Annotated in this window: 4 protein-coding genes; 2 read left to right on the forward strand and 2 right to left on the reverse strand. The window is 65.9% G+C overall.

Features of this window, described 5'->3' with window-relative positions; translation table 11 throughout:
- Window positions 1-53: 53 nt before the first annotated feature.
- Both E8A74_RS36805 and E8A74_RS36810 read right to left on the reverse strand, forming a co-directional pair.
- Entirely contained in the window at window positions 54-1,949 is a 1,896-nt protein-coding gene (locus E8A74_RS36805) for a bifunctional metallophosphatase/5'-nucleotidase (protein WP_232379917.1), read from the reverse strand.
- 692 nt (window positions 1,950-2,641) lie between these two features.
- Window positions 2,642-4,681, reverse strand: coding sequence for a hypothetical protein (locus E8A74_RS36810; protein ID WP_136933768.1), 2,040 nt, complete (start codon window positions 4,679-4,681; stop codon window positions 2,642-2,644).
- Window positions 4,682-5,177: 496 nt separating this feature from the next.
- Between E8A74_RS36810 and E8A74_RS36815 the strand changes: the two genes are divergently transcribed.
- Both E8A74_RS36815 and E8A74_RS36820 read left to right on the forward strand, forming a co-directional pair.
- Complete coding sequence (locus tag E8A74_RS36815; RefSeq protein WP_170229647.1) at window positions 5,178-6,764, forward strand: CocE/NonD family hydrolase; 1,587 nt, start codon at window positions 5,178-5,180, stop codon at window positions 6,762-6,764.
- Between the two features lie 70 nt (window positions 6,765-6,834).
- The gene (locus E8A74_RS36820) at window positions 6,835-7,626 is read left to right on the forward strand and encodes a M15 family metallopeptidase (RefSeq protein ID WP_232379918.1); all 792 of its coding nucleotides are present in this window, start codon (window positions 6,835-6,837) and stop codon (window positions 7,624-7,626) included.
- Window positions 7,627-7,761 lie beyond the last annotated feature (135 nt).

The following is a 7,761-nucleotide window of genomic DNA, read 5'->3' on the forward strand; positions in this document are numbered from 1 at the left end:
TCGACCAAGGCCTTGAGCGCCTCGAACGGGGCGCCGTCGCCCCCCCTGGAAGATCATGGCAGCGCAGTGATTCGATCGAGCGCGGGTGGGCTCACGGGGGAGTGGGCTGCGAAGTAGACCTGGAGCGCCTCCAGGTCGAGCGCGCCGCCGAGCCGGTCCGTGCCCTGCACGAGGACGGTGAAACTGTCTCCGCCCGCGGCGAGGAAGCTGTTGACGGTCACGCGGTAGCTGGCATTGGCCTCGATGGGCACGCCGTTCAGCTTCATGCTCGCGAAATCGACCCTGGCTCCGGCCATCCCGCTCAAGGTGTACGTGTAGGTAAAACCCTCCGAGATCTCCAGGAGCCGCACGATCGGCATTCCCTGTGCGTTTTGCTGGAACTGCTGCTCGAGGAGCTGCTTGATCTGCTCGCCCGTCAGGGTCATGACGACGAGGCTATTGCCGAAGGGCTGGACGGTGAAGATCTCACCATAGGTCACGATGCCATCCGCCATCTCGCCCGCCGAGGCGGCATGGACGAGGTCCGCGCGCACGCCGCCTGGATTCATGAATGCGATCTGCGCGCCGCCGAGGTTCGGAGCCTTCGTCGCTTCGAGCTGTGCGTCCGCGATGATCGCGCCCATCGACGAGCTTTGCGGGAGCGCCTGCGGCACGGGCTTGTACAGGTCTGCCGTGATGGAACCAACCTGTTTGCTCGCGAGCGGCGCCGCCAGATCCTTGTACGTTTGGACGAAGGCCTCCACCATCGGATCCGAGAGGTCCCGGGTCACGATCCTGTTCGCCGCCTTCTTGTCGACGACATGCCCGGTGGCCTTGTCGATCGTGAGATCGATATCGGTGACGAGCCGGCCGTACGACGCGGCGCTCGTGACGATCTTGCCGGAGAGGACGCAGTTATAGGCCTGGTGGGTGTGACCACTGACGATGACGTCGACGGCGTCCGAGAGGTTGGCCGCGATTTCGACGATGGGGCCGGAGATGCCCGGGCATTCATCAAAGAAGCCCGTGGGGTAGCCGCCCTCGTGGACGATCACCACGATGGCCTCGATGCCCTGGGCCTGGAGCTCGGGGACGATCTCGTTGACGGTCTCGACCTCGTCCGTGAAGGTCAGACCCGCGATGCCCGTGGGGGTCACGATCGAGGGGGTGGCTTCGAGTGTCATGCCGATGAACGCGACCTTCGCGCCGTCGAATTCGCGGATGTCGTACCGCGGGAAGAGCGTCTTGCCGGTCATCGTGTCGACGACGACGTTGGCGGCCAGGAACTTGAAATCGGCGCCGGGGAAGAAGGAGCCGTCTGCGCACCCGTCGACGGGGCTGCATCCGCCGTATTGCAGGCGCAGGAGCTCGGCCGCGCCCTGGTCGAACTCGTGGTTGCCGACGCCGTTGATGTCGAGGCCGATCATGTTCATCGACTCGATGGTCGGTTCTTCGTGGAAGAGCGCCGAGACGAGCGGCGAGGCGCCGATGAGATCGCCCGCGGAGACGACCACCGTGTTCACATTCTGTGCGCGAAGCGCCGCGATGTGCGTTGCGAAATACGCCGCGCCGCCGGCGTTGACCAGGGTCATGTCCGGCAGCTTGATCTGACCGCTGCTGCCCGTCGGCGGCTCGAGGTTGCCGTGAAAATCATTGAAGCCGAGGATCTGCACGTCGACGAGCGCCGGCCCGGCGCCGCCCTGGCCGCCCGCGCCGCCCGTTCCGCCTGCGCCGCCTGCGCCGCCTGTACCGCCTGTGCCCCCGAGGGCCCCCACGCCGCCCGAACCGCCGACGCCGCCGGCGCCGCCCTGGCCGCTCGTGGCTCCTGCATCCGCGCTCGTTTCTCCTTCGTCACTGCAGCTCGTCAGCGGCAAGAGGCAGGAAGCGAGCAATACGCCTGCAAGGGTGACGAGGGGGCCCTTGGAAAATCGATCCCCGCGTCGCCGCAGGGCCATGGTGAGGGACTGCATATCGAACTCCTGTCGCGATTCGCCGCAAAGGGCGCCGACGCGACGAGACCCCATAGACCCTCCCCGCGACGATTGGAGGGCGACGCGGTTTCATCGTAACGACAAGCACGTCGCAGCGCCGCGTGTCCCCCGCGGCGTCACACGATCGTCGCGTCCCCCGCATGATTCCGCCACCGTAGGTACACTATCGTCGTCGCCGGAGGTTGGGCAGTTGAAAAGCGGTGTGCTGAAGACGGTTACGCTCGTGGTCACGAGTCTGCTGATGGCTCATTGCGCGGCATCCGGGACCGGCGACGATCCGGGCGCCGGCGGCTCGGCGGGGTCGAGCAGCAGCGGCAGCGGAGGAATCGGAGGAATCGGAGGAATCAGAGGAATGGGCGGAATGGGCGGCGCTCCGGGGACGGCCGCTGTCCGGATGGCAGCGGCGCGTTCGTCGTCACGATCGGGCCGACCAAGGGCACCGCCAACGACTGTACGATGTAGAACGCCCCCCGAGCCTACGGCCCCGCGGCGAATTTCCTGCGACCATCGTCACTCCCGGCAGACGCCCCGTTTCAGGGCCGCCGCCCCCGGCGCTCCGTCCTCCACCTTTGAGCGCCCCCGCACCGTTTCTGCTGCCGTTAGAATCGACCCACGAGGCCGAAGGTTCACGCGGAGCCAAACCCCGGTCGCGCCAACGTTGACGGGGTTGATCACAGGCTCACCTTGCCGGCCTCGCGAACGCGCTGGGCGCGGGAGACCTCCTCGGCAATGGAGAATCCCTCCACGCGGAATGCGGCGCAGGCCGGATCGGTGGCCGGGCGAGCCACGTCCCCGACCACGCACCGGAATTCGTCGCATGTTTTGCCCGTGCAAGCAAACCGACCGTCCCCCGCCTGCGCGAAGGCGCCATCGGCGCGGACGCCCAGGGTGAGCACGAGGCTCCCGCTCGGGGCAAAGACATCGATCGTATCGACGTCGCGCGCGAATGCGAAGAAACGCCCCTCCGGATCGGCGCCGAAATGGGCAGGCTGCGACTGGGTGGCGAACGACGTGTACTGCGGCTCGGCGCCGTCCGTTTCGGGAAGGGTCACGATCGTGACGGAGGCCCCGGCCCTCCCGGCCCGGAAATCGTGCCCCACGATCCAGAACCGGCGATCCTTCTCCAGCCAGCCCATGGCCAAGGCCAGAGGACTCGTCAGATCCCAATCCGGCGCCGGGAAGCTCCGTCGCACGTTCCCGGTGGACAGCTCGATCTCTTCGAACGAATGGTTGTACCGGATGCTCGGATCCTTCAGGTGCATCGTGAAGGCCGTTTGGCGCGCGCTCGACACGACCAGTCCGCGATACTCATCCTTGGCGTTGCGATCATTGCAGGGCCTCGACGATGCAACGCCGGGCGAGCAGCTCCGCAGGAACACTTGTCCCGTCCGCGTGTCGACCCATTGCAGGCCGGCCTTCCCGCCGGCGATCAGCATCTGCGGGCGCCCTGCATGCTCGAAGGAGACGAAATCGGGGCTGAAGGTCGAGACCGCAGAGGTCTTTTGCCAGGTGAAGCCCGGTTGACCCGGCTTTCGCTTGCCCAACGAAAGGACGTATTTGCTGTCGTCGAGCCCCGCGTAGGTCGCCAGGAGCGCCTCGTTGCCGCGGCTCAGGACGACGCCCGGCGCCGTCTTCGGTCCATCGAACACGAAGCCGGTCTCCTCCAGATGAAACATCTTCTCATTCGTGTACGCATACAGATCCGAGCCCGAGCCGGCGAAGTTCACCTGCTTGTCCGCCACGCCCGGCGGCTCGGGCAGCGGCGCGGGGAGGCCCACACGGTCGACATCCATGGAGGAGGACCTGGGCAACTTGTCCCAGGTGAGGAAGCGCTGGGTGAGGGAGCTCCATACGATCCGGCGGCCCCCGCCGACCCAGTTGAATTGGCTCGTCAACCGCTCCTTGTCGTCCGTTCGCTGGGACTGGCGCGCTTCCGCCAGATGCTTCTCCAACTGGCAGGCGCTCGGGTCCTTGATCAGGCGAAAACGCTTGGAGATGTCGGCGTTCTGGTCGAGGTTGCTCTGCTCGTCGACCAGGATCGTAGGCCTCTCTTCCGAGCCGCCTTCCGCGAAACGAGCGCACGATGCGCGCACCCTCCCGACGATGTGCCCCACGTCGTCGAACACGATGAAATGGGGAAACTGCTGCCAGTACCGATAAGCATCGACGAGCGTATAACGCCGTCCTGGCGACACCTCGCGAGAGCCATGGTTCCACCACGAGAAAGGAAAGTCCGTGAACGACCATGCTTCCGCGGCGCCAAGCGCACCCGTACGCTCGTCGAGCGCGACGACGTGGCAGTTCGTGAGGGAGGGCTCGCGCATTGGCATGCAGCGGGTCGCGAAGAGGCCGCGCGGACCCAGCGTCAGGAGGTCGTCATTTTCGGTCGACGACGCGCCGTCTTGCACGTTCGGCATGGCAGGCAAGGTGCGCGACCAGACCCGTGTGCGCGTGGCGAGGTTCCACCGTTCCACGACCCGCACCGACGGGGTCCGAACGAGATGTCCCTCCCAGGCGGTCGCTGCGACCGACGAGAGCACGAGGGCATCGGCGCCATTCGAGGTGAGCACGATGCTTCGTGGGTTGAGGCTGTTCACGGGAAGCGAGGCGACGGCGACGAAACGCCCCGGATCGACGACCTCGCCGGAATTTTGCTTCTCGAAGAACGTCAGGTGGTTTTCTTCGCTCCAGAGCACCTTCCGCTCAGGCAATGCAAGGAGGCGTGCCCCTCCCACGCGCCACGGCTGAAAGACCACGCGGACCGGAGGTGCGGTCGGGGGCGCGGCCGTGGGGCTCGGAGGTGTCACGGGAGCGCTTTGCGGGATCGGGGGCGTGGGGCTGCTGCTGCAACCGATGGCAACGCATCCGGCGAAGAAAGCAAGCCATCGTCGAGCGCTTCGGGTCGCGAAAGAGTTCACCCGCACCGTACATCACGGAACCGTCGTATCCGTCAAGGTCGTGTGGTTCGGCGCGCGGCGCTTTCGCGGCAGCGCCAGCGCAGCACCGATATCGTAAAGTTGAAATGCCAGCGCCAGGATCCGTCCAAGGACCTGATACGTCCCACAAACTCCTTAGCGTGCGTAAGAATTCGCTGGCCATTTCGACCTCGGTTCGTGTAAGGGTATCCCGAGATGACGGGCGATGCGCGTGCTGACGCGTAGAGGCAGCTTTTCTGCCATTTCAAGAGCTCGTACCGGGGATCAAAAAATGAAAAAGTTCACTACGGTGGTGCTCGGCACCGTCGCGGGGCTGGTTTGTTCGCAAAGTGCGCTCGCCGCCGGGGGCGTCACGTTCGACGATCAGATCGTCATCACGTCGGCGGACGGGACCGAAATCGCCGCCAACCTCTTCACGCCCGTCACCACGAGCCCAAACACGGCGCTCCCGACCATCATCTTCGTGAATAGCTGGGCGCTCGAAGAGCACGAGTATCTCGTCCAGGCCGGCAAGCTCGCGCAGGATGGCTACCTCGTCCTCAGCTACAGCGCGCGCGGCTGGGGGCAGTCGACAGCATTCGCGACGGTCGGCGGGCCCGAGGACGTGGAAGACCTGTCGGCGATCATCGATTGGCTGGACGCGAACACGCAGGCCGACATCTCGAACATCGGCATCTCCGGGATGTCGTACGGCGCGGGGCTCTCGCTGCTCGGGCTCGCGCACGAGCCACGCATCAAGACCGCGGCGGCGCTGAGCGGATGGGGCAGCCTGCCCGACGCCCTCTACGGCGGCGAGTCGACGAGCCTCGTCTGGGGCACGCTCCTCGTCGGCTCGGGCTACCTGCTCGGCGAGATTTCGAGCGACATCCCGGCGTATTTCGGCGACTTGCTCGCGGGGACCGACGTCGCCGAGGCGATCGCCTGGGCCCACGAGCGCTCCCCCCTCACGCACGTGGACAAGATCAACGCGCGCAATGCCCCCGTCTACATCAGCAACAACTTCAACGACGAGCTGTTCAAGCCGAACTCCTCGCTGAAGTTGTATTCGCTCCTCACCGGCCCGAAGCGGATCGACGTCAACCAGGGCATCCACATCAGCGCCGAGGCGACGGGCTTGCTCGGGCTCCCGAACTACGTGTGGAACAACGTCCACGATTGGTTCGATTTCTGGCTCAAGGGCGTCGACAACGGCATCACGGAGGAGCCGCCGGTCACGATGGAGCTTCAATCCTCGAACCAGCGCGTCGAATTCGAGGACTGGCCGAGCGCCAGCGTCAGCACGAAGACCCTCTACCTGGGCCCCCGCGGCTTGATCGGAGACGGCGCCCTGCGGAGCTCCCCCAACACGTCGACCTACACGAACGCGATCTGGTCGGGCGCCGACTCGATCGCCACGACGGGCATCCCCATCCTCTCGGCCGCGCTCGACGCGCACATCAATCTCGAGGTCTCGGCCTGGCTGCCCGCGGCCTCCGACATCAACTCGATCGTGTATGAGACCTCGTCCTTCAGCTCCCCACTCAAGCTGCGCGGCGCCTCGACCCTCGACGTATGGATATCGCCCTCGCACGCGAAGACGCAGCTCGTCGCCTACCTCTACGACGAGGACGCCTTCGGCAACGGGAAGCTGATCTCGCACGGCGTGCGGACCCTGCACAATGCGACGCCCGGGCAAGACGTGAAGATGTCCATCGAGTTCGTCGCAGCAGGCTACGACGTGCCGGCCGGCCACCGCCTGGCGCTCGTGCTCGACACCTACGACCCGCTTTATCAGCCGGCGACGCTGCTCGCACACCAGGTCAATATCCGCTACAGCTCGTCGAAGCAGTCCGTGCTGAAGCTTTCGTACGACCCCTGAACCGCAAATTCCCCGAAGCCGCGGGGCGCCGTCCCTTCCCAAAAGCCCGATCTGCGTGTAGAACTCGGGCGTGTCCGCCCGCTCTCCGCGCCCCGACGACCGAAGGCTCCAGCGCGCCTCGCGCCTGCTCTTCGCAGCCGCCCTCGGCCTCGTCTGCGCCGCGCCCTTCGTCACAGGCGAGCTCCCCATCGCCGAGGCCAAGGAGGCGAAGGGCAAGGCCAAGCCCAAGGCCGAGAAGAAGGCCCCCGCCGGCAAGGGTGTGTTCGAGCACGGCTGCCGCGTCCAGAGCCCGCAAAAATTCCTCGAACGCCGCACGTTCGTCTCGAAGGGCGTGCTCGACGGCGGGAAACACACGAAAGCCGTCCAGTACCTCGCGACCCATTACGGCAACGTCGGCGACGACGTGACGCGCAAGCTGAACCCCAAAGGCGCGCTCCCCCAGGCCGTGACCGTGCAGTTCATGGGTCTTCCCGTTTCAGTGCACACGAAGGTCGCGCCCGCGCTCGCCTGCATCGAGAAGAAGATCAAGAAGTCCTGCACCGGCGCTTCCAAGTACACCCCGCGCGCCCTCGGAGGCTTTCGCGGGGCGAACACCTACCGCGGCATCGAAATCTCGAACCACCTCTTCGGCATCGCGCTCGACATCGACCCCGACCGAAACCCCTGCTGCGGCTGCGTGGACCCCTGGCCGAGCCACCCGAAATGCAAGCAGAAGTCGCGCTCACCCTACGACCGCGCAGCGATGCCGAAATGCTGGATCAAGGCATTCGAACGATTCGGGTTCGATTGGCTCGGGCATGATCCGCTCGAGGACACGATGCATTTCGAGTTTCTCGGGGATCCGGACAGGATCAAGAAGTAGGCGGACCTGGGGGCGTCGCGCCGGGGCGCTGCCCCGGACCCCGCGGGGGGCTGTCCGCCCCCTCGACCCCGGACCAGCGAGGCGCTGGACCCAGGGTTGAAAAACTGCGCGGTGCGCAGTTTTTCAAACAGGCCG

The organism is Polyangium fumosum, from assembly GCF_005144585.1.
In the GTDB taxonomy this organism is placed as follows: domain Bacteria; phylum Myxococcota_A; class Polyangia; order Polyangiales; family Polyangiaceae; genus Polyangium; species Polyangium fumosum.